Origin of the sequence: Pseudomonas antarctica, assembly GCF_900624995.1 — a bacterium.
GTDB lineage: Bacteria > Pseudomonadota > Gammaproteobacteria > Pseudomonadales > Pseudomonadaceae > Aquipseudomonas > Aquipseudomonas antarctica.
On sequence record NZ_UYXQ01000060.1, the window covers coordinates 1 to 22,973 of the forward strand.

Annotated in this window: 18 protein-coding genes and 1 pseudogene; 5 read left to right on the top strand and 14 right to left on the bottom strand. The window is 57.1% G+C overall.

The features are described 5' to 3' along the window. The 4 genes from E0F99_RS20745 to E0F99_RS20760 form a co-directional block, all read right to left on the bottom strand. The coding region (locus tag E0F99_RS20745; RefSeq protein WP_165447626.1) for an alcohol dehydrogenase catalytic domain-containing protein at nt 1–540 on the bottom strand (540 nt) is incomplete at its 3' end. A gap of 26 nt (nt 541–566) precedes the next feature. Continuing rightward, nucleotides 567–1,559 carry an ABC transporter permease gene (locus E0F99_RS20750; protein ID WP_083360403.1) on the bottom strand — a complete coding sequence of 331 codons (993 nt, stop codon included), beginning with the start codon at nt 1,557–1,559 and terminating at the stop codon, nt 567–569. Next, nucleotides 1,525–3,033, bottom strand: coding sequence for a sugar ABC transporter ATP-binding protein (locus E0F99_RS20755; protein WP_083357827.1), 1,509 nt, complete (start codon nt 3,031–3,033; stop codon nt 1,525–1,527). The genes E0F99_RS20750 and E0F99_RS20755 overlap by 35 nt, the downstream gene beginning before the upstream one ends. A gap of 64 nt (nt 3,034–3,097) precedes the next feature. Further along, on the bottom strand, nt 3,098–4,021 hold the full coding sequence (locus E0F99_RS20760; RefSeq protein ID WP_083357826.1) for a substrate-binding domain-containing protein: 924 nt from the start codon (nt 4,019–4,021) through the stop codon (nt 3,098–3,100). A gap of 204 nt (nt 4,022–4,225) precedes the next feature. Between E0F99_RS20760 and E0F99_RS20765 the strand changes: the two genes are divergently transcribed. Then, on the top strand, nt 4,226–4,897 hold the full coding sequence (locus E0F99_RS20765; protein ID WP_083357825.1) for a sterol desaturase family protein: 672 nt from the start codon (nt 4,226–4,228) through the stop codon (nt 4,895–4,897). A 2-nt stretch (nt 4,898–4,899) separates the two neighbouring features. Then, nucleotides 4,900–6,000 carry an SMP-30/gluconolactonase/LRE family protein gene (locus E0F99_RS20770; protein WP_083357824.1) on the top strand — a complete coding sequence of 367 codons (1,101 nt, stop codon included), beginning with the start codon at nt 4,900–4,902 and terminating at the stop codon, nt 5,998–6,000. A 50-nt stretch (nt 6,001–6,050) separates the two neighbouring features. On the opposite strand, the gene E0F99_RS20775 is transcribed toward E0F99_RS20770, so the two are convergent. The 4 genes from E0F99_RS20775 to E0F99_RS20795 all read right to left on the bottom strand — a co-directional run bounded on the left by E0F99_RS20775 (nt 6,051) and on the right by E0F99_RS20795 (nt 12,554). Then, the gene (locus tag E0F99_RS20775) at nt 6,051–7,493 is read right to left on the bottom strand and encodes a hypothetical protein (protein ID WP_083357823.1); all 1,443 of its coding nucleotides are present in this window, start codon (nt 7,491–7,493) and stop codon (nt 6,051–6,053) included. An 874-nt stretch (nt 7,494–8,367) separates the two neighbouring features. After that, nucleotides 8,368–9,432, bottom strand: a complete 1,065-nt coding sequence (locus E0F99_RS20785; RefSeq protein ID WP_083357822.1) for a lipocalin-like domain-containing protein — start codon at nt 9,430–9,432, stop codon at nt 8,368–8,370. Next, nucleotides 9,422–11,884: an ABC transporter permease gene (locus E0F99_RS20790; RefSeq protein WP_083357821.1), complete on the bottom strand. Its 2,463-nt coding sequence runs from the start codon at nt 11,882–11,884 to the stop codon at nt 9,422–9,424. The genes E0F99_RS20785 and E0F99_RS20790 overlap by 11 nt, the downstream gene beginning before the upstream one ends. Before the next feature lies 1 nt (nt 11,885). Further along, nucleotides 11,886–12,554, bottom strand: a complete 669-nt coding sequence (locus E0F99_RS20795; protein ID WP_083357820.1) for an ABC transporter ATP-binding protein — start codon at nt 12,552–12,554, stop codon at nt 11,886–11,888. 275 nt (nt 12,555–12,829) lie between these two features. Here E0F99_RS20795 and pmrG point away from each other — a divergent pair, with 275 nt between their 5' ends. The 3 genes and pseudogenes from pmrG (at nt 12,830) to E0F99_RS20810 (ending at nt 16,892) form a co-directional block, all read left to right on the top strand. Beyond that, a complete protein-coding gene (pmrG, locus tag E0F99_RS20800) occupies nt 12,830–13,507 on the top strand; it encodes a lipopolysaccharide core heptose(II)-phosphate phosphatase PmrG (protein WP_165447627.1) in 678 nt (225 codons plus the stop codon). A 186-nt stretch (nt 13,508–13,693) separates the two neighbouring features. Continuing rightward, nucleotides 13,694–15,349 carry a lipid IV(A) 4-amino-4-deoxy-L-arabinosyltransferase gene (arnT, locus tag E0F99_RS20805; protein ID WP_083357818.1) on the top strand — a complete coding sequence of 552 codons (1,656 nt, stop codon included), beginning with the start codon at nt 13,694–13,696 and terminating at the stop codon, nt 15,347–15,349. Between the two features lie 25 nt (nt 15,350–15,374). Then, nucleotides 15,375–16,892, top strand: a pseudogene (locus tag E0F99_RS20810) (ArnT family glycosyltransferase). 21 nt (nt 16,893–16,913) lie between these two features. Here E0F99_RS20810 and E0F99_RS20815 read toward each other — a convergent pair. The 6 genes from E0F99_RS20815 to E0F99_RS20845 form a co-directional block, all read right to left on the bottom strand. Continuing rightward, on the bottom strand, nt 16,914–17,627 hold the full coding sequence (locus E0F99_RS20815) for an AAA family ATPase (RefSeq protein WP_083357817.1): 714 nt from the start codon (nt 17,625–17,627) through the stop codon (nt 16,914–16,916). Beyond that, complete coding sequence (locus E0F99_RS20820; protein ID WP_083357816.1) at nt 17,627–18,370, bottom strand: ABC transporter permease; 744 nt, start codon at nt 18,368–18,370, stop codon at nt 17,627–17,629. Before E0F99_RS20820 ends, E0F99_RS20815 begins: the two co-directional genes overlap by 1 nt. 8 nt (nt 18,371–18,378) lie before the next feature. Continuing rightward, nucleotides 18,379–19,572, bottom strand: coding sequence for a YcaO-like family protein (locus E0F99_RS20825; protein WP_232000048.1), 1,194 nt, complete (start codon nt 19,570–19,572; stop codon nt 18,379–18,381). Then, the gene (locus tag E0F99_RS20830) at nt 19,559–20,365 is read right to left on the bottom strand and encodes a SagB/ThcOx family dehydrogenase (RefSeq protein WP_083357814.1); all 807 of its coding nucleotides are present in this window, start codon (nt 20,363–20,365) and stop codon (nt 19,559–19,561) included. The genes E0F99_RS20825 and E0F99_RS20830 overlap by 14 nt, the downstream gene beginning before the upstream one ends. After that, entirely contained in the window at nt 20,362–21,219 is an 858-nt protein-coding gene (locus E0F99_RS20835) for an McbB family protein (protein ID WP_083357813.1), read from the bottom strand. The genes E0F99_RS20830 and E0F99_RS20835 overlap by 4 nt, the downstream gene beginning before the upstream one ends. 1,234 nt (nt 21,220–22,453) lie before the next feature. After that, nucleotides 22,454–22,973: phosphopantetheine-binding protein (locus E0F99_RS20845; RefSeq protein WP_130908899.1), on the bottom strand; the 520-nt coding region annotated here is incomplete at its 5' end.

The window sequence follows — 22,973 nt, forward strand, 5'->3', positions numbered from 1 at the left end:
GAGCTGGATTTCACCGCGGTTGACGGTGTGAATCGAACAGGCCATCGGTTCCACCAGCGCCGAGTCTTCCAGCGACACGGATTCGGGGATTTTATGCACGATGGCGGTCTTGGGAATGCGCATGTACTGGGCCATGCCGCCTTCGGCCACTTCACGCTGGAAGCCGAAGATGTTGTGCACTTCGCACATCCAGTATTTGCCCGACTTGCAGAAGCGGCACTTGGCGCACGGCACGATCTGCTCGGCGATCACTTTGTCACCGACCGCGACTTCAAAGTGCTCCTCGGCGCCCTCGCCCACTTCCACCACATAGCCGAAAAACTCATGGCCCGGCACCACGGGCGCTTTGACCCACGGGTTGTCGCCGCCCCAGAACATCGCCGCGCCCGAGTGGCATTTGCAGTCACTGGCGCAGATGCCGCAGGCGGCGATGCGGATCACCAGTTCATTGGGGCGCGCCTGGGGTTTGCTGATGCGCTGCAGGCGATAGTCTTTAGGGCCGTGGCAGACGACGGCTTGCATTTCGGTGTGCTTGTCCATGGTGTTCGGTCCTTTCTGGTAGGCATTTATTTATGGCGCTGACGGCTGATAAAGATCGCCAGCAAAATGATTGCGCCTTTGATCACGCTCTGGACGTAGGGCGATACGCCGAGCATGTTCAGGCCGTTGTTCAATACGCCGAGCAACATCGCGCCGAGCAAGGTGCCGACGATGACCCCGCGCCCGCCGGCAATCGACGCGCCGCCGAGTACCACGGCAGCAATCGCATCCAGCTCGAACGACACACCGGCATTCGGCTGGCCGCTCATCAAGCGCGAGGTCAGCACCAACCCGGCAATTGCCGCCGTCAGACCGCTGATGCCATACACCAGCAACTTGAAACGCGCCGCGCGCACGCCGGACAAACGCACCGCTTCTTCATTGCCGCCGATGGCGTAGATGTAGCGGCCGATGCGCGTGTGTTGCAGCAACACGTAGGCGGCAAAGTAGGTGATGAACATGATCAGGATCGGCACTTCGATGCCGAACAGCCTTTGGCGGCCAAAGAAGCCGAACCATTCCGGCAGCCCGGAGATCGGGTAGCCGTCGGTGTACATCAGGCCCAAGCCACGGGCGATGCCCATGGTCGCCAGGGTGACGATGATCGGCGGCATGTGCAGGTAAGCGACGAACAGCCCGTTGCCGATGCCGAAGGCCACACCGATTAGCATCCCGGCACCAATCGCCAGGCCCGGCGGCAGGCCCGCGACCATCAAACCGGCGGTCAAGGTGCCGGACAATGCCATCACCGGCCCTACCGACAAGTCGATGCCGCCGGTGAGAATCACGCAAGTCATGCCCACCGCGATAATCGCGTTGATCGACACCTGGCGAGCGATGTTTGACAGGTTACTGGTGGTCAGGAAGGTGTCGCTGGCGAGGATCATCACCAGCGTCACCACCAGCAGCCCCACGAACGGATAGAACGCCGGCGAGCGCACCAGCCGCGCCAGCTGCAGGCGCAGCCGGCCGGTGTCGCCGGTGTTAATGGACGTATTCACTTGAGCCCCCTGTTGCATGGCGCATGACCTCTTGTGGGTTGACGGCAGACGCTTCGAGTACCTTGACGATGGCGCCTTTGTGGAACACGGCCACGCGGTCGCACATGCCGATGATTTCGGGCAGTTCGGAGGAGATCATGATGATCGCGTAGCCCTGTTCGGTGAGGCTGCGCATCAAGGTGTAGATTTGCGCCTTGGCGCCGACGTCGATGCCGCGCGTGGGCTCGTCGAACACCAGCACGTCGCACTGGTGGTTGATCCAGCGCGCAATCACAACCTTTTGCTGGTTGCCGCCGCTGAGGTTGAACACTCGGCTCTCGCCGCTGGGCGCTTTGATCGACAACTGGCGCATGAGGTTTTCGACGCTGGCGCATTCCTTGGCCTTGTCGATCAGCCCTGAGGCGTTCTGGTATTTGGGCAGGTTATTCAGGGAGATGTTTTCGCGAATGCTGAAATCGGTGATCAAGCCTTCGCTCTTGCGGCTTTCGGGCAGCAGGCCGATGCCGTGGGCCAGGGCTTGGGCCGGGTCATCAAGGGTGACTTTTTCGCCACGCAGCCACACCTCTTTGCTGACTGAGGGCAGCGCGCCCATCATGCCCAGTGCCAGTTCGGTGCGGCCGGAACCGACCAAACCGGCAAACCCGAGGATCTCGCCTTTGTGCAGTTGGAAGCTGTTGTGGGGGCCGTTACGCACCAGTTGGATGTCCTTGACCTCCAGTAACAACGGGCCACGCGCTTTGGTCGGTTTGGGCGCAAAACTGCTTTGCAGGCGACGGCCGACCATCATCTCGACGAGGCGGTCGATGTCACTGTCTGCCACATCGGTTACGCCGACATTGCCGCCGTCGCGCAATACGCTGATGCGGTCGCAGACCTGGAAGATTTCCTCCAGGTGATGAGAGATAAAAATCACCGCCACGCCTTGGCGCTTGAGTTCGCGCATGATCTCGAACAGCAGCTCGGCTTCGCTGGGCGTCAGCGTCGCGGTCGGTTCATCAAGCACCAGCAGGCGCGCATCCAGGGCCAGGGCCTTGGCAATTTCGACAAACTGCTGCTCGGCCACGCTCAGGTGCTTGACCGCGCATTGCAGGTCGATGCTCACGCCCAAACGCTTGAACAACGCCTCGGCCGCCTCGACCATCTCGCGCTTGCGCAGCAGGCCGAAGCGATTGCTCAACTCGTGGCCGAGGAAGATATTTTCCACCGCCGTGAGGTAGGGAATCAGGCTGAACTCCTGGAACACGATGCCAATACCGGCGGCAATCGCATCGCGGTAGGTCGCGAACTGCTGCACCTGACCGTCGATCAGGATCTGCCCTTCGTCCTGATGCTCGACACCGCCGAGGATTTTCATCAGGGTCGACTTGCCCGCGCCATTTTCGCCGAGCAAGGCATGAATCTCGCCGCGCTCCACTTGCAAGTTGATGGCCTTGAGGGCCTGTACGCCCGGGTAACGTTTACAGATATTTTCCAGCTTCAGAAGACTGCTCATACCACCGACCTCGTATTCAGAAGGAATGACCTGGGCCCCACGGTTCACGTGGGGCCTGGGCGATTTACCAGCTGAAGTCCTTGGCCTTGGCCTGGTCGATCAAGGTGATGTCCACCGGGATCGTGGCGGGCACTTGCGAGCCCCACTTCTTGGCCAGGGCGATGCCCAGGGCCAGGCGAATCTGGTCGCGCGGGTATTGCGCCGAGGTGGCAATGAACTTGCTGCCGGGTTTCTGGATCGCCTTGACCGCTTCCGGCGCGCCGTCGACGCTCACCAGTTTCACGTCCAGGCCACTGGCTTCGATGGCCGAGAGCGCGCCGAGGGAGCCGTTGTCATTCACGCTGAAAATGCCTTTGAGCGTGGGCTGGGCCTGCAGCATGTTTTCGGTGACGGTCAGCGCTTGGTCACGTTCTTGCTTGCCGTTCTGGATGCTCACGATCTTGATGTCCGGGTGCTTGGCCACCGCTTCTTTGCAGCCGCGCACACGCTCAAGGATCGGCACCACGGCGATGCCGTCGAGGATCGCGATGTTGCCTTTGTCGCCGATGTTCTTGGCCAGGTATTCACAGGCCTGGAAGCCGGCGTCGAAGTTCTTCGAACCGACGAAGGAATCGAGCGGCCCGTCAGCCTGGGCGTCTACTGCAACTACGACGACACCCGCGGCGTGGGCGGATTTAACCGCCGATTGCACGCCCACCGAGTCGGTGGGGTTGATCAGCAGGATATCGATACCTTTTTGCAGCATGTCTTCAACGTCGCTGACCTGCTTGGACACGTCGTGACGGGCGTCAGTAATGATCAGTTTCGCCCCGATGGTCGCGCCGGCTTCTTCAAGGGCGTTTTTCATGGTGACGAAATAGGGGTTGTTGATTTCCTGAAAGGAGGCGCCGATGCGGATGGGCTTGGCGGCGTCGGCAAAAGCGGGAGCCGCGTTGCCGAGGGTGATGCTGACAGCCAGTAAACACAGGGTTTTCGGGAGCATTTTCATGGCGTGATTCTCTGTTTTGTTTTTATTTTTAGAGCAAATGTTATCGTTAACATTTTGCGAGAAACTAGCAAGTAAATGATGGCTGTGCAAGAGGCCATTGGTCGGCCCCCTCCCCCATTTGATTTGTGTACTGCGCAAAAACTCGCACATTTACCGCCACCAACTAAGCTCACCCTCCAACAAAAAAACACCGAGCTAACCACCATGGCCCACCCAACCGAGACCTTCCGCGCCCGTTATCGCGCCGATGTGAATCCGCATTACAACCCATGGCTGCATGCCTGTTTCGTTCTCGGCTATGGCCTCTTCTGCATCACCCTGGCGTGGTCCACCGTGCAGAACATCACTCCACGGCAGTGGCTGACCGTTCCCCTGACGCTGGTATTCTTCAACCTGTGCATCTACCTCGTGCACCGCCATCTCGGCCACCACAAACACACCCTCGCCAAACTGTTCTACGCGCGCCACACCGGCGACCATCACAGCTTCTTCACCCCCGGCCACATGACCTTCGACAGCCCCCGCGACTGGCGCGTGATCTTGTTCCCGGCCTGGCTGATCGTGCTGCACAGTCTGGCAATCGCCCTGCCCGCGTGGTGGCTGCTCAAGCTATTGAGCCCAAACGTTGCCGGGCTGTTTGCCGGGTGCATGATCCTTGGCTATTTACTTTACGAAGTGTTTCACGCCTGCGAACACCTGCCCGCCGGGCACCCCGTGGCACGCCTGCCCTGGATTCGCCAGATGCACCAACTGCACGCCCTGCATCATCGGCGTGAGCTGATGCAGGGGCGCAATTTCAATATCGTCCTACCGCTGATGGATTACCTGTTCGGCACCCTGCACTGGGAACCGAACGCCCACGACAACCAGGAATAGTCATGAACCACCGCCGCAAAAGCCTTCGTCATTGGCTATTCGTGTTATCGCTGGCGCTGATCGCCTTTGTGCTGCTGATGCCGACCAAAGTACAACCGGTGAACTGGGCCCCGCCCAAAGCGCCCTCGATGAAAGACGGCACCTACGCCGAAAACCAGCGGCTCAAGGCGGTACAGAGGATCGGCGCCCCGGACATCGCCGGGCCCGAGGCGTTGTTGCTGGATGCCCAAGGCTTTTTGATCAGCGGCCTGCAGGACGGGCGCATCATTCGCACATCGCCCGACAGCCACACCCTGGAAGTCCTCGCCAATACCGGCGGGCGTCCACTCGGCCTGGCGCTGCACCCGGATGGGCGGTTGATCATTGCCGATGGGGTCAAGGGCCTGCTCGCGCTGGATGCCCGTCACCCGCTCAGGCCATTGAGCAACAGCGCCAACGGCCTGCCGTTTGGCTTTACCAATGACGTGACGATCGACGCCAGCGGGCGCTTTGCCTATTTCAGTGATGCGTCGAGCCGCTGGGGCTACGGCCAGGATGGCGAAGCGGTAATCGAGCATGGCGGCGATGGCCGGCTGTTGCGTTATGACTTCAACACCGGCACCACCGACGTGTTGTTGGACCACCTGCAATTCGCCAACGGCGTAGCGCTCGGCCCGGACGAAAGCTACGTATTAGTGAATGAAACCGGCGCCTACCGCATCAGCCGTTACTGGCTCAAAGGCGCGCGCACCGGCAGCCATGACCTGTTTATCGACAACCTCCCAGGCCTGCCGGACAACCTCAGCTTCAACGGCAGCGACCGCTTCTGGGTTGCACTGTATTCGCCGCGCAACCCGTTGCTTGACGAGTTTGCCGGCTACCCGTTGCTGCGCAAGGTGATGGTACGAGCGCTGATGGTGGTGCCCAAGCCCATCGAGCGCAAAGCCTTTGTGCTGGGGCTGGACACCGACGGCAACGTCATCGCTAACTTGCAGGATGGCAGCGCGGGCAATTACTCGCCTGTCACCACCGCGCGGGAGTATGGCGACTGGTTGTACCTGGGCTCGCTGACGAGCACGAGCATGGCGCGCCTGCCATTGAAGCTGGCGCTCGCTCGCGAATGACAAAAAAGGGGCAGCCCAATCAGGCTGCCCCTTTCAATCACATCACCGTATCAGTGGATGATGTTCTGGGTGCAGATGTGCCCAAAGGTCACATACGGCACATTGTCACCACCGACACCCACCCCCGGGAACTCATCCAACTCGATACGCCAGCCGCCGAAGTTAAAGGTGGTTTCCCAGTTGTACTTCACACCGGTGCTGCTGTCTGGGTACTGCACACGGTATTCGCCAAAGCATTCACCGAGCGCGGCACTCGCCTGGGATGTGCCCGCACTGTTGGTGCTGGCCTTGAAGTCGGTCCAATGGAACTCGGCGCCATCAAAACGCTTGTCGACGCGCAGGACCGGCGTGACACCCAACAGAGGCGCACCCGTGGAGTCGGACCAGTTGGTGCTCCAGTTCAACGTGCGTGCGGCCTGGGTCGCCATCCAGAAGACCGATTCCGGCACCCGCACGATGTTGTCGCCCTTCACATCCGTTACGTTCAACCGTGGCGTAGAGCCTAGGCTCAATGCGTACTGCTTGCTCGGGTCCTGCGTCACAGCCGGGTTGACACGTACACGCACCTTGACGGTACTGCCCGGGGTGACGCTCGGGTAGGTCGAGGTGGAACCGGCCGGTATGGTGAGCCAGTTCACGCCGTCAAAGCGCTCGAAGATCCACTGGTTGCGGCTGCCATTCTCATCGCCGGCCAGGTACATGCTCACGCTTTGGCCACGCACGGCCTTGAAGTCGAAGTAATCGACGTCATTGGCGTTGTCGAGGTTGCCGGTCACCTTGTTCATCGAGTCCGGCAGCGCAAAGGCGGTTTGCGGCGTGTCGTTGGGTTCATAGGCGTCGATGTGGGTGTCTACCGCCACGCCGAAACTGAACTGCGCGTTGTTCGCGGTCTTGGCCACCATGAACCAGTAGTAATCCCCCGCCGGCAGGATGCCGCCCAGGTATTCATCGGCATTGCCCGGGTTATCGGATGTATCGATCAGTTGCGGATTGCCTTGACCGTCATCACGGAACAGGCTCAGCGACATATCGGCGCCGACGCTCTGGTCGATCAACTGCACAAGTACGCGGGCGTTTTGCGGCAGGTTGAAGTGGTAAGGAAACTCCTGGCCGGTTTGCACCTCGTTGACGGTGTAAAGGGTGTTGATGTCCAGGGTCGGGAAGAGCGGCTCAAAGGCAGCGACGGCAGCGCTTTTCAGGTTGGCCTGGCTCGGTTTTTTCAGCTCGCCAACGGCGGTGTTGAACGGTGTGGACATGGCCGCTTTGGAGGCCGCTTTTACCTTGCCATTTTTGGCGTTCAGAAACTTTTGCAGTAGCTCGTCCGAGATCGGCACGGGCGTAAGCGTGCCGCCGGGCTTCAGCGCGTCAATCAAGGTCTGGTTGACCGTACCAGGGGTGAGTTTGGGAAGGGTTTGTTCAGCCAGGGTAGAGGCCGAAATAAAGTAGGAGGCCATCATGGCCGCGCCTAGCATAAGGGCTTTTGTGGTTTTCATTTTTTATCCATCCATAGTTAAAAAATTGAAGCTCAGGTGAGCGGTGACATCCGCTCACCTGGGATGGATCTTAGGATAATACTGTATGCATGTACAGTGCATTTAATGACTTTTTACCCTATCGTTAAACCCAGATGCACCACCCTCATGCGGTGAAAAACCAAACCATTGCAAACAGATAGGGCCAAAGTGCCCATCGCTTGAGGCTCAAAGGGACAGACTCCAGCTGCGCCGCAGGAACATCACCTCTCTTCACACACCGTTTCGGCATGAAAAAAAAACTGCTATCAGGCTCGTTCGCTTGAATTTGTCTCTTGCGCGATTTCTGTGCCAATAGCGCTTGTTGTCACACTCCCGCCTATTTTCACTGAAATAACTCTCCAGTTCATCGAGCTTTGTGTACTCGACGCATACCCTCAGCACCCATGCCATAACAGGCGATATGGAAAGCAGGATGATAAACAAGCTATTTAGGGCGACGGCCAAAACCATGGAGCCTGTCCACCCCACCGCCTTTCAACCGCTCAACCTCTGCCAGCGTACCCGCCACCTCATCCAAATGCCGTACCCAGGCCGACGTGGCACTGCCCCCGGTGAATCTCCTCGGCATAACGCATCCACCAGGCCTCGTCGGTACTGCAGTTCACGCTGTAGATGTCAAGGATGATCACCCATCAGCCGAGAGTTCAAACTGTTGTAGTCCGTAGTACGTTCATTTACGCATCACTGCGCCATGCCTTACATGCTGGATGCAATGAAGATGACGTCGGAATATAGGCAAGCGGCCACGGCCCGGACACACGTCCGAGAGAGGGAAATCACATTTAGGAAGTTGCCTACTTGGCAGAGAAAAAGCGCCTACAAAAAGGCGCGTTTAATACCCTGTCATCTCCAGGTACCCCACACCACCGTCAAACTGCACCGGCCCTTCCCAATAAGGAATGCTCAGGTTCATCCACGCCTTCGGGTTGACGGCCTGGGGGGTAATATCCAGGTGCTTGCTTGGGATTTTCAGCGACCAGCGCGTAGGAATACGGCGCCCATCAATATCGGTGGTGGCCAAGGGTGCGAGCTGGATATCGGCGTTGTGTAACGTCTCAGTGTGGCCTTGCTGATCAATCCATGTGCCGGTGAGATACCCCGCACCGTCTTTTTGCCGAACGCGAAACAACATGAGCTGCTCACCACGATCCAGGTGCAGGGAAAACCAGTCCCAGCCGGTTTGGCTGGCCGCCAGAGGTTGGCTGCTCCATTCGCGGTCGAGCCAGGCGGGGCCGCTGACCTGGTAGGTTTTGCCGTCGATGCTGACGCTGCCGGCCGCCGTAAAAAACGGCTGGCTGTAGTAGTACGACGCTTGGCCCTGATCGGATTTGCGGCTGTAGCCACTGTCGCCTTGCAGCACCAGCGGGCGGCTGGAGATCAGGTGCAAGTCATAGGCGAACTGCGGGCCGCCGGCCTTGAGTTGCATATCTGCCAAGGCGCTCGCGGCGCCGGGGCGGGTGGCAAAACTCCAATCGTCGATCCAGGCGCTGAACGGCAGCGCCTGGGCACCGGCTTGGCCGACGCCGCCACGCGCGTAGCGTTCGGCGGCGTAGTGCCGGGTGGCGGAGGTTACGGCGGCGTGACCGAGCCAGATCGTGGAGTCGTGCCAGGCGGGTTGCGTCGGCCCCGCCTTCAACGCATTGCGAAATAGCGTCCACTGCACGCCGAACAGGTTGCCTTGCGCGTCCTTGAGGTTCGCGGTGACGTACCACCATTCGATGCGAAAACCGTCATGGGGGCCGTGGTCTTCGGGAAAGGTGAAGGCCTTGCCGGGTATCACCTGGGCAAAGTCGGCCGCATCACTGCCCAGGCCGGCGAAGCTTTCTTCAGGCGCCGGAGCCTTGTCGCACGCCGCCAGCAGCAACACGAGCGCCCACCACAACGCTTTAATCTTCATTGGCAAACGTCCTTAGCAAATCCGCCGGGCGACTTCGGTACAACTGCCACAGCGGCCAGGCCGAGGCCAGCAAAGTGGCCAACAGCGCCAGCCCCAACAATTGCGCAAGCTGCCACGGAAACACTTGCAAGGGCAGGCGCCAGCCGAATGCCTGCACGTTGATCACCGCGTCCAGGCACCACGCCAGCAGCAGGCCCAACGGCAACGCCAACACCAAGGTCAGTACCGCCAGCAACCAGGTCTGGCCCAGGTTGAGCAGCATCAGTTGCCGGCGCGTCACACCCAGTGCCCATAGCGGTGCGAGTTGGCCCAGGCGGCTTTGGCTTTGGGTAAGCAGGCTGATAAACAGCGCCACCCCGGCGACGCCAAGGGTGAGGCTGTTCAAGGCGGCCGTTGCGGCGAAGGTGCGTTCGAACACCTGGCTTGACCAGCCTTTGAGTTGCTGTTGATCGACGATGCGACTGTCTTGCAATGCAAACGCGCGCTGCACCTCGCGTACCAGCGGCGGCACATTCTGCGGCAGCACCCGCAGGTTGAAGCGGGTCGGTGTCAAGGTCGGCCAGTGCGCCAACAGGTGCTGCGAATTGACCAGCAGATGGCCTTTGGGGTTACCGTAGTCGGCGTAAATGCCTACCACCTTGGGTGACCATACGCCCTGAGGCGTGGGGACAGCGAGCGCATCACCGAGTCGCACCTTCAAGCGCCGCGCCAGTTGCTCGCTGAGCATCACCGTGTCGCCTTGCAGCAACTGGTCCCAAGGTTTGCTCGCGCTTTCCAATAACGGCCAGTGCTGACGGTAAGTGGGGTCGTCGACCACGCCGAACACGTCCGCCGGCCAGCCCTGCAACTGCACCGCGACCTGCCAGGTGGGCAGCACTGCCTGCACCAAAGGTTGCTGCGCCAGCCATGTGCTGAGTTGCTCGGCCTGGGCCGGGTTTTGCGGATTGAGGTACAGCTCGGCCGTAAGCCGTTGCTCCAACCAGTTATTGAAGGTCTGGCGAAAGCCCGAGGTCATCGAGCCTGCACCGATGTTCGCCGCCAAGGCCAGCAGCAACGCCATCAGCGCCAGGCTCAAGGCCGGCAACTGCTGGCGGCAGTCGGCCAAAAACCACTGACCGAGCACTGAACGGCTGCGCCCGAGCACCGCCGTCAGCAGGCCGTTGAGCACCACCGGCAAACCGAGCGCTGCCCCCAGCAGCAAAGCCGCCATCAACACAAACCCGCCAGCCAGGCTGTCGCCCAGCCACAGCGCCAGCAGCGCGATCACCAGCGCGGTCGCCGCCACCCAACCCTGGCGCCGCAACCAGCGCCCATGCGCGTCATGCCAGGCTTGGGCATTAGCCAGCGCCAGCAGCGGCAAACGCGCCGCCCGCCACAGGCTGCTGCCGCCCGCGAGCAGTGCGCCGAGCAGGCTCAGGCCTAAACCGGCCATCCACCACCACGGGCTGAGGCTCAATTGGCCCGGCACCTCAGCGCCGTACAGGCCGCGCAAACTGGCGGCCACATCCGGCAGCAACAGGCTGGCCAGCAGGTAACCGCTGGCGACGCCGAGCACGCCACCGAGCAACGACAACACGCCGAGTTCGACGCCCAGGCTCAGGATCAGCATGCGCGCACTGACCCCGCAGGCGCGCAAGGTGCGCAGCAATCCACGGCGTTGCTCCAGCGCCAGGCCAATAGCGGCGTGAACAATAAATAAGCCCACCACAAACGACAAAAAGCCCAGAGCGTCGAGGTTCAGGTGAAAGCTTTCGGTGAGGCGCGCAAGGTTGTTGTCCTCGCCCTGCTTGAGTTGCAGCGCGGCGGGCGGTGTGGGATGGCGGGCGGCAAAGGCCTTGTCCAGCAGCAAGCGCGACAGTTGCCCGGGCATTTGCAGCAACGGCTGGGCGAAGCCGATATCGGTGAGCAACAGGCCCGGCGCCATATCCTGTTGAACCTGCAACGGCGGCAAGGCTTGCCCGGTCGCGGTCAGCGGTTGTTCACCTTCGTGCAACCCCAGAGCGGCCAAGGTCTGCGGCGCGATCCAGGTACGCCCCGGCGGGTTGAAAAACGCGACCATTTGCGCCTGGCTCAAGCGCTGCCCCGCCACCGCGCCGCCGCCGGGCAACGACAGCGGGTCGATGCCCATCATTTGCAGGCGTTGGTCTTCATGCCCGTTAAGCACCAACCGCCCCTGCACCACTGGCGACACCGGCCACCCGGCGCGGCGCAGCTCGGCAAACAACGCCTGCGGGAAGCTGGCAGCATCCGGCGCGCTGAGGCTGGCTTGCGGCTCACCGCCGATCAGTTGGCTGGCGCGCGCATAACTGTCACGCGCCTGGCTGTTAAGGGCCTGCACACCGGTCAACAGCGCGGTCGCCAGCCACAGGCCGGTAAGCACGCTGAAGAATTGCACCGGGTGGCGCCGCCAATGGCTGACCAGCGCGCGCAACGCCCAATAAAACACCGCCATCTCAGCGCACGTCCGCAGGCACGACACGGCCGCGATGCAACACCACCTGCTGGTCCAGGCGCGCGGCGATGCGCGGGCTGTGCGTAACCATCAACAGGCTGGTGGGGCTGTCGCGCAACAGGTCGAGCAACAGTTGCAGCACTTCATCGCTGGTGGCTTCGTCGAGGTTGCCGGTCGGCTCATCGGCCAGCAACAAACCTGGGCGCGACGCCAACGCACGCCCCACCGCCACCCGTTGCTGTTGGCCGCCGGACAGCTGCTCGGGATAGCGCTTGAGCAAATCGCCCAACCCCAGGCGCTCCACCAACTGCGCCTGCCACTGCGGGTCAAAGCGCCCCGCCAGGCGCGCCTGGAACGCCAGGTTGTCGTCCACGCGCAAACTGCCGATGAGGTTGAACTGTTGGAACACCAGGCCGATTTCGGTCCGCCGCCAGTGGGCCAGCTGCGCCTCGCTGAGTTGGTCCAAGCGCTGCGCGCCGACCTGGATGCTGCCGCCGTCCACTCGGTCGAGCCCGGCCACCAAGTGCAACAAGGTGCTTTTTCCGCTGCCGGACTCGCCCATCAGCGCCAGGCTGCTACGCGCCTTCAAGAACAAGTCGACACCCGCCAGCACTGCAAGCGGGCCCTGCGGGGTGGCGTAGCTTTTTAGGACACCTTGCACCTGCAACATAAGAACGCTCGTTTGAAGGACTCCGAACGAGAATAACGGCTGACCGTCAGCCCTACGCAAATTTTTCACATGGATTTCACCGCTTGCCCACCCTCGCCCCTCTAAATTACCCGCCAAGTGTCGATAGCGACCAACTTGTTAGTTGCCTATCGAAGCAACTTTTAACCGAAAAATGTTCAGCGAAAAGACAGCAGCGCTATGACAGCCTCCTATTCCCTTACGGGAATCCGTCAATACGTTGCGCCTACTTAAATAAAACACTGCTGACAGTGCCCATGGTGAATGATGTGGTTGACCTTACCCTGACCAAACCGCGATCGCGCCGGGGCTCTATCAAAAACTCGCGAAAGTGGTGGGCTGGCCTCGCCATCATCGTCTTGCTGCTCACCGGGTTCCTCCTGTGGCCGTCATCGCCACGTGACTTGGGCGTCGGCAATCGCTTGCTGACCTCGCAAGTATTGCCGGCCTGGCGCGATGGCGACCTGATTGTGCTGGTGCGCCACGAAGAGCGCTGCGATCGCTCGACAAACCCCTGCTTCGGTTCACCTGAAGGCCTGACGCTCTTAGGCACCCAGCGCGCACAAGAGCTGGGCAAGGCCTTTACGAAACTGGGCATGGGCTACAGCGATATGCTTGCAAGCCCCGCCCTGCGCACCGTTCAGACCTCGCAGTTTATGTTCGGCAAAGCCGTGGAGCTGACCTCAAGCGAAAGGGCTATCTGCGGCAAGGACATGGGCGAAGAACTGCTTAGCCATAAACAGCCCGCACGCAACCTGGTCTTTGTCACTCACAGTGGCTGTATCGCCGACTTTGAAAAGAGCCTGGGTTTCCCTCACTCCAAATTTTCCGAATACGGCAGCGCCCTGTTCGTGCGGGTGAAGGCCAATGGCACCTTCGAGACACTGGGCATCATGAACAGCCAAGCCTGGGCCGCCGCACTGAAAAAACTCTAACAATTTTTTACATATATCACGCCCCATGTTCAGGAATACGACAGGCCCGCTCTGGCAAGTTCAGTTGCACCCGTTACCTCTGGACGTCATGAATACTTTCATCGACTTAGTGAACTTTGTGATCCTTTCGACTATTACTAACCTGCACCCTTACTTCACCTTTAAACGTCAAGGAGCGACGTTTTCATGACTCGCTTGAAACCCCTACCGCTATTGTTATTGGCCTTCGCCGTGTTTTATCTATTGCCCATGGGCCTGCACGGCTTATGGGTCCCGGATGAAACACGCTACGCCCAGATCAGCCAGGAAATGCTCCTGAGTGGCAACTGGGTCGCACCGCACTTCATGGGTGTGCGCTATTTCGAAAAACCTGCTGCTGGCTATTGGCTGATCGCCCTTGGCCAGGCGGTGTTCGGCGAAAACCTGTTCGGCGTGCGCATCGCCTCGGCGTTGACCACCGGCCTGAGCGTGGTGCTGGCTTACCTCATCGCACGTCGCCTGTGGAACGACCCACGCAAGAGCTTCGCCTGCGCCCTGCTCTACATGAGCTTCGGGCTGGTGGCCGGGCAAGCGGGTTACTCCAACCTCGATCCGCAATTCACCTTGTGGGTCAACCTCAGCCTGGTTGCGCTGTGGTTTGCGCTGGACAGCCGCAGCTCGCGTGGCCGGCTGGGTGCCTGGGCAATGCTGGGCGTGGCCTGCGCCATGGGCTTTATGACCAAGGGCTTCCTGGCCTGGCTGTTGCCCGTGCTGATTGCCGTGCCTTACATGCTTTGGCAGCGACGCTTGGGTGAATTGCTGCGCTACGGCCCCATCGCCATTGGGGTTGCGCTGCTGCTGTGCCTGCCGTGGGTGTGGGCGATTCATCTGCAGGAACCGGATTACTGGCGTTTCTTTTTCTGGCACGAGCACATCCGCCGCTTCTCCTCCGACAATGCACAGCATGCGCGGGCCTGGTGGTTCTTCCTGCCGATCATGGTCGTGGCGTGCCTGCCGTGGGCGGCGTTGTTGCCAAGCACGGTCCTCAAGGCCTGGAAAGACAAAGGCCAACCGGCGATTATTTTTCTCGCCTTGTGGTTGCTGTTGCCCCTGGTTTTTTTCAGCCTGAGCAACGGCAAGCTGCCCACCTACATCATGCCGTGTCTGCTGCCGTTGGCGTTGTTGATGGGCCATGCCGTGATCGACCTGGTCAGCCGCGGCAAAACCCGCGCCCTGCGCGTCAACGGCCTGCTCAACCTGGCCATCGGCGTAGGTGCGTTGGTGGCACTGATTTACCTGCAAATCGGTAACCCGCTGTACAGCAACAGCCACGCTGAGATGTACAGCCTGTCCCTGACCTTCATCGTGCTGCTGGGCTGGATCCTGTCCAACGTGCTGCAAGCCTTTCGCCCGCTGACGCTGTGGGCCATGCCCGCACTGGGCATCGGCTTGCTGGTCGCCCTGCTGCCTGCGGGCATGCCGGAAGAAGTCACGGATACCGAAATGCCCGACCAGTTCGTCCTCCAGCATCTGGATGAACTGCAACATACCCATGCTTTGATCAGCAATGAGCTGGGCTCGGCGTCCGCATTGTCCTGGCGGCTGCGTCGGCCTGAAGTGGCTTTTTATGACACTCAGGGCGAACTGAGCTACGGCCTCAAATATGCTGATTCGATGCACCGCAAAGTCGACCTGGACAGCATTCAGACCTGGCTCGCCGATGCGCGCCAGCAAGGTTCGGTCGGCGTGCTGATGCGCGTCAAGAGCACCAGCGAGCATCGCGAAGAAGGGCAACTGCCTGCGGGAGGCAAGCGCTATCGCAAAGGCGCGATGCTACTGATCATCTACCCGAAAATCCCTTAACGTTACGCCCACGGCGAGAAAGCCCATGAGTTTCTGGAAAACCGAACGCGGCGCCCTGGTGATGCTGCTGGGCGTCTCGGCGCTGCTCTTGCTGCTCGGCTTGGGCAGCCGTGATTTGTGGGGGCCGGAAACCCGCTGGGCCAACATCGCGTTGCAGATGTTGCAGAGTGGTGACTACTTCGACCCTTACCTCAAGGGCGCGCCGTACTACGACAAGCCCCTGCCGTCCTACTGGCTGATCACCGCTTTCGCCAACCTGATGGGCGGGCTCGGGCCGTGGTCGCTGCGCCTGTCGTCGGTGATCGCGGCGTGGTTGAGCATCTGGCTGGTGTACCTGATCGGCGAACGCCTGTTTCGTAAAGGCACCGGGCTGATTGCCGGCTGGATGCTGGCCACCACCTTTTACTTTCTGTTCTGGGCGCGGGTGGCCACCGCCGATGTACTGACCGTATGCGGCGTGCTGGCGGCAGTGTGGTGGTATTGGCGCGGGCCGGATGACACCCGGCTGTGGCGCTACACGGTGTTTTTCCTGCTGCTGGCGGCGACGTCGCTGTTTAAGGGCTTGATCGGCTTCGTGCTGCCGGGCCTGGTGCTGTTGCCGCACCTGCTCAGCGAGCAACGCTACAAACGCCACTTAAACCTGCGTCTGCTGCTGGCGATGCTGATTGCTGCAGCGCTTTATGCGGTTCCCTTCGTGTTGTCCCATTTCTATGGGGCGCCTACTTACGGCGAGAGCGGCCTTGAACTGGTGTTCAAGGAAAACGTAGTGCGCTTTTTCGACCCCTTCGACCACATGGGGCCGATCTACACCTACCTGATCTACCTGCCCGCCTACACCCTGCCCTGGGCGCCGTGCTGGCTGCTCGGTTTATGGCTGGCGCTGCGTCACTGGCGCCAAACGCCACCCAACGTGCGCTGGCTGGTATGGGGCCTGGGCCTGCTGTTTGTGTTCTTCACCGCCAGTGGCAGCCGCCGCAGCTACTACGTGTTGCCGCTGGTACCGTTTGCCCAATTGCTGGCCGCCTGGTGGCTGAGTGAACGCCTGCAGAAAAAACCGGCCAGTTGGCCACGCTGGCAAAAAGGTTTTGGTATCGCCGCAGGTGTGTTGCTGCTGGTGCTGGGGGTGATCTATCCCTGGACCACCGGCAACGGCGGCGTGACCCGCTTCGCCGAGGATGTGCAGGCTGAAGCGGTGAAAAGTGCGCCGTGGAATCAGTGGCAAATGGTGCTGGTGGAGGTCGACAACAAGGTGCCGATGTACCTGTAAAATGGCGGCAAGCCGTTCTACTACGTGAGCGAAACTCAGGACTTCCCCCGCCAGGGCGACAGCGCCGCGCTGAGGGTCTGGCTGGAGAAAACCAGCGGCCAGGTTTTTGACCCCCAGCACACGATTATCGTCGCGCAGTACTCCAAGGACGACCCCACGCCGCTGGCCTACCTGGGCGCGGATCACAAGGTGATCACCACGCAGCCGGACAATGGCGAGCGACTGTTTCAGAAACGTACAGGCGGCAGTGTGGCGTTTGTGCCTAGGGGTAAATGACAGCGCCTGACAAAGCCTGCTTTAAATTTTTGGCAGGCTTGCCGCGTGAATAAACGCCTCATCCAAACTGTTAGCGCCATAAGCGTCCATAAAGCCCTGCGCGTTAGTGAAACGGTTGAACCGTTGCTGACTGAGCATGTAAAAGTCATCGCAATGAGCAACAATTTCATCAACGTTGTGAGATGAAACCAACACTGCAACCCCCTCCGCCGCCGCGCCCTCCAGACACCTCCAGATGTGGTAGCGAAATTCAGGATCTACGCCTGCAGTGGGCTCATCCAGAATCACAAGGTCCGCATCCGCGCTGAGCAAGGACAAGGTGAAAAACCATCGCTTTTCCCCGTAGCTGCAGAGCGAGGACTTTTTGTTCCAGATTTCGCAGTATCGGTGTGCGATACCAGGGCTCCACCTTTCGATTTTATCGAGCGCATGCTGCTGGGTGACCTTAGCTTGAGCGCAAAAAAGCATGACCATTGTGAAGATATCGAACATACGAAATACAGGCGGTGTGCTGATAATCTGCGACAGGTAAAGCAGCTTGCGGAAGGAGCTGTTTATCTGACCGCCATCCATTTTCTTAAGGCCGCAAATCACATCGAAAAAGGTGGTTTTTCCAGAACCGTTGGGACCCAGAAGCCCCGTGATCAAGCCTGACTGAACACCCAACGACGCATTATGGAATACGGTATGACTCGCATACCTGACATTAAGTGAGTCTATGATAAGCCGCGTCATCAGTAACGACTCCAGACTGGGTTAATGATTAAGAATCGACACATCAGTGACAATAAAAACATCAGCAGTGCGACAACCACCACAACAACGAGCCAGCATTCCGCTAACCCAACCAACATCACTCTATTCGCCCACCACATCGGATTAAAGAAACTGATGCTAACCAACAATGGGCTGGAGGAACCTAGACTGACGATTCCCAACGCCAACATCCCCAAAGACGACATGGAAAAAACAGTACTGGCGTTCTGAAATCCGAGAGGGACTAGCGTCAACAAAAGTGAAGGTATAGAGAACAGAAGAAAACAGACATAAAATCGCACGACGATAATGAGGTACTCGGCGATACTCGCGATACCGAAAGGATTGCGAGTAAGCACATAGAAAACAGAGCAATAGATGACCGAGACAATTGAATAAGCGAAAAACTGCCCAACTAAATATATAATTTTCGTACGTCTGGTATAAACAAAAGACCGTAGAAAACCACTTTCCCTACGCCCCACTATGTAAAATGCCAGGCCAAACAACGCCACATTTGAAGACACAAACGCATAAAACCATGAGGTGCTGGCCAAATAATCCGGCGCCACCTCATTCACTGACGCCCTCGTGTAGGTGATCAAATAGTAGGTGATCACGGGAGATATCACTGTCCAAAATAATGCGACAGGCTCTTTTAATTGCTCTTTCACGAGTAGCACAGCCAGTGTCAACGGCTTGCTTGCAGTGTATAAATTCATTATTCAACTCACGGAAACGGGACCATCTTATCCAACCGAGAGAAACGTACTGAGTTTCTAAAAACCTCGGAATACTTATTATCCAAATTAAAATTCTTCGAGTTATTCATATGAAGAAACAAATCCGGAGACATATATTTAACAAAAACACAACTCACCTCATTCACCCTCTCACGCCTGAAATAAAAATAACCAGAAACACCCATCCGCTTGAGCACCGTCATAAATCCAGAGAGCGTAAACCTCTGCTCAGGCCCCACGCCTCCGCACTCTATAACATCCGTTATTTCCTGGTAGGTCTCATACGCATTGCAATCCAGAAAATAACGAATATAGGAATCTTCAAGCTTTGCTTCTTCCGAATCTGTGGCTTTGAATAAATCCATAAAACGAAATGTCTGCCACAGCTCAAGCAGCGATTTCTCCAGCGCGACAGCCAGTTCCGAAGCATAGGACATCCCGGCACAATATTTTACGTGACGAGCACCTTTGCTTTGCCCATAAACAGCCAGCACACATGCCCCAGGAAATCGAGTGTCCGTTATATCCAAAAAAGTAACTTCTCCCGAAGCAACCAAGAGCTGATAGAGGTGCCGAACAGCCCTCTTCCCGAGTAACGACCCGACATGAGCAGTAGAAACTCGAAAGCGACAGTGTTTCGTTAGCCAGAACCTGACAAGCATTTGGCGCTCGAGGGACTCTTTTATTGCTCCCAGCAATGCGAAATCTGAATTCCAGTGAAAGCTGCACCCACAGGTATCTCGGAGAGGATAAAATACACTGTCTTGACCTGTGCTATGCGAAGAGAGTGAAATACATACGGTAGGAATGAAGCACTGAGTAAAATCCGAGGTTCTTAACACCTCAGTCAATGCAAATTCATACGTTTCAATCTCTCGAACGGAAACCTTCCTGGACGCAGTTTGCAAGAATGCCTGCGCAAAACGACATACTTCATTCTCTGCTAAGGACTCGTTAAGACACCCACGTCTTTCGGAAATAACTTCTCTGTAAAAATGACGACGCTCAAAATATTCACCTAACGCAGTTTTTACTGAATTCGAACCGCCCCCCACACCGGAACCATTTACCGACAGGCTGTCTGACACTTCCACAGCGTTAGGTAACGTTAGCACGCCCGCAGGCTGAAATAAGATTGTGTCGGGTAGATCTGGCTTCTGCATTCCATTAACAAGCTTCATGCTGCTTACCTATAAAATGAACGCATACTGGAAGGAACAGAGCAGGATTAATCCCCAGAACCTTACAAAGCATCGAGTCTGTATACGCAGACCACAGCCGACAGCCTAACCCCAACGCTTTAGCTTGCAACTCGACCAGCATATAAATTGAGCCAACTTCCATCAGTGCCATCCGGTAACCACGGTACCTATACTTAAACAAATTTTTCGGCATATAAATTGTATATATAACTGCCAGGCCGGGCGTTCCGATGGCGTTAGGAGAAGACAGCAATGCAGCTTTTAGTTCTTCGATACCCGTGTCGATCTGCATCACTTCAAACTTTCGGGACCGAGGAAGCAAATGAAGAATTTTTCCTGCGCTGGGCCAGTTTAAATTCTCCTCAGTCAGCGAACAGAGGAAAATCTCCGCTGGGTAAAGCGCACCACCGCTCGGATACCCTCTTTTATATGAACCCATGCTCCTTGAAAGCAATGGAAATATCAGCTTTTCGACATCCGAAAATTCTAAAGACTGAGGTAAAAACTGCTCACACGATTCATTCCTTATCAGCGATTTATATTTGCCTTCCTGAGGCAGCGTTAACGCGGACGTCAAATCCATATCTGGGTAAAAAGCCAGCTCATTCCCTGTCAATTGTCCTAAATGCTTCTCGTCCAATCGATGCAGACGGGTGAGATTTTTAATCGCCGGATGAAACGTAAAATTACCTTTGTTATGAAACGCTAGTACCTCATCGTACACACGAGTATCTATAAACCTGAGATAGTAATCATGCGGGATATTTTTCACTTATCCGCCCTCAGGCAATCACACATAGACCAGTGTGAGGTAGGCTCTTCAAAAATTCGACCATCCGCTAATTGAAGGTATGCGCCATACAGAATATTATCCTGATATTTGTACCCGCCATTGTACTCGGTGAAAAATCTTATCATTCTAATAACCGCGCCCACCGCCATCATCTCTTGATAAAGGCTGAGTGGTTTCACGGGAACGCCCACATGCTGTTGCCGACAAAAGGCTAGCACACTCGCCCAACTGTTTCTCGCGGGCATTACAGACTCATTATTAATGAGTCTATCGACGGCACAGAAATGGCAAGGATTTCCTATTTGCGCAATGTAAGGCTGCCCAATACAAAAAACACTACCCATTTGCCAGCACACACTAATGGCGCTTTTAGGTGATGCCTGCGCAAGATCAAAGTAAAGCTTTTTCACACTTTCATATTCATACGAATGGCACAGCAAGACAATAAAACACCTTAACTCGCGGATCGACTTATCCACGCCACTTGAAAACGACTTAAACTCCAAACAACCAGACATTCCCTGCCTAAACAAATTCTCTATATCCGCCTGCCCTCCCCAGTCATGGATGACTATCGTTTTCTCAAAATATATTTCCTCAACCGACTTAAAAGGAATAACCCCTTCTAAGAATTCAAATGCATCATTCGGATTAAGTCCACTTTCCGTGAGCACCTCACCCAATGCTTCCCTTGACATCACATTCGACAGCTTTAGCTTCCGGAGTGCTTTGAGCAACGGTTGCGAATGAATTCTCGAAATACCTAGATCAGAGACGACAAGACTTTCTGTTTCAAAATTCAGGATTTCATAATTAGGTATGATTATATTCATAGTACGGTCTCCTGTAGAGGCTTTCTGGAACGAACCAGAAAACCTCATTAGGTGAGTTAATACTGAATCTCCTCATCCGCCGTTGGATGCTCCGTTATCGTGTTATGGCACCCGCCACTTCCTCCATTACACCCTCCACCGCCGCCACACCCTCCGCTACCACCACACCCTCCTTGGCTACCAGACGCACCAGCGTTACCTGCATACGGATTGAATCCGTTCTCTGCATCAAAACTAAAAACAAACTCTCCAAACTCTTCATTATTCATTTCAATTCTCCGACCCTATCTGCATTGAACTTCATTCGCTTATTTGCAATCAACGAAATCACTCTAGCCGTGCTCAAAAAAAACGCAACACCTTGAAATTTTCCCTGTAGGATATTTAGCTATTGCCAATAGGAGATTTCACTCAACAACTTCAGATGCACAATAGTTGCACAATAAGCAAAAACTATTATCCACCTGAGATAACAACATTGATTTCCCATAGAATTAATACGTTACGAATTTCCGTCAACATTAACCATGTGAGTTCTAAAGCACAGCTTTTTGTAGGGCAGAGTTCATCCCCACAAAAAATCGGGAAATAATCCGACAAATGGCCCTGGTTAATCTGATTTTATGAGCCATATGCAGCCCTAACTGGACTCCGTTTCTTTGCTAAGCAACCCATGCTCTTATTGATTTTCCACCCCGCCACCTTCTCCCGCGCCGCTCTACCCTCCGCCCGGTTGCGAATAAAACCGGCCAGAGTAAGCCGCTCCAAAAACGACACCGGCAAGGACTTATCGGTAGTGACTGCAGGGTACTCAGCTGAATTCCCAGACAAGGAATGCTTGAAACCTGCGAAGGCGGCCGCCTAAATGCTGCTAAATAAGGTGGGAGTCCCCGCCACCTCTTCGACGTAGCGCTGTCGCGCAGCAAACGGGAGGCGAATACGAAATATCAGGTTTTGTAAGGAAAATATTATTCTCACAAATCAATAACGGATTTTAAGTTTGATGAGAGCTGGCTTGCCTGCGATGGCCTCGCCCTGATGCACCTAGGTGTCTGTATCGTAGGCAAGCCAGCTCCCGCAAAAGAGCAGGCCTGCCTTTGCTCTGTCTTTGCCCTACTTATGCTTCTACCACTCAGGTCGGCTAAATAGGCCGCCATGCTCTGCTTTTGGTTTGAATGACCTCGTTAACCACGATGACCGCAGCAACGGATATGGACTCATCCTACCAAAACCTTTAGATCCGCCGGCGGCGGTTGAGTTGGGGAATGGCAGTTTGGGGCACTTCTACACGCTGCACCCGTGTCGCCGTGCAAGCCGCGAGCTGCGCCAGCGTCGGCTGGCTGAACAAGGTCCGCGCATCCACCTCCAACCCAGCCTTGCGCATCCGCGCCACCAGATTTACCGCCAGCAAGGAATGCCCGCCCAGCTCGAAGAAGTGGTCATGCCGCCCTACCCGCTCCAGCTTCAACACATCCGCCCAAATGCCTGACATCAAGGTTTCCAATTCGCCCACAGGCGCTTCATAAGCCCGACTGACCACTGCATCCAACCCAGGTTCGGGCAGTGCCTTACGGTCGAGCTTACCGGCAGGGTTCAGCGGCAACACAGCAAGCTGCACAAAGGCCGCTGGCACCAAATATTGCAGCAATTGACGCCGCACATAAGCGCGCACGGCGTCCACGCTCGGAGCTTGACCGCGAAGGGTGAAGGACGCCAACAACCGCTCCTCACGAATCAGCCACCACACTGCCCGC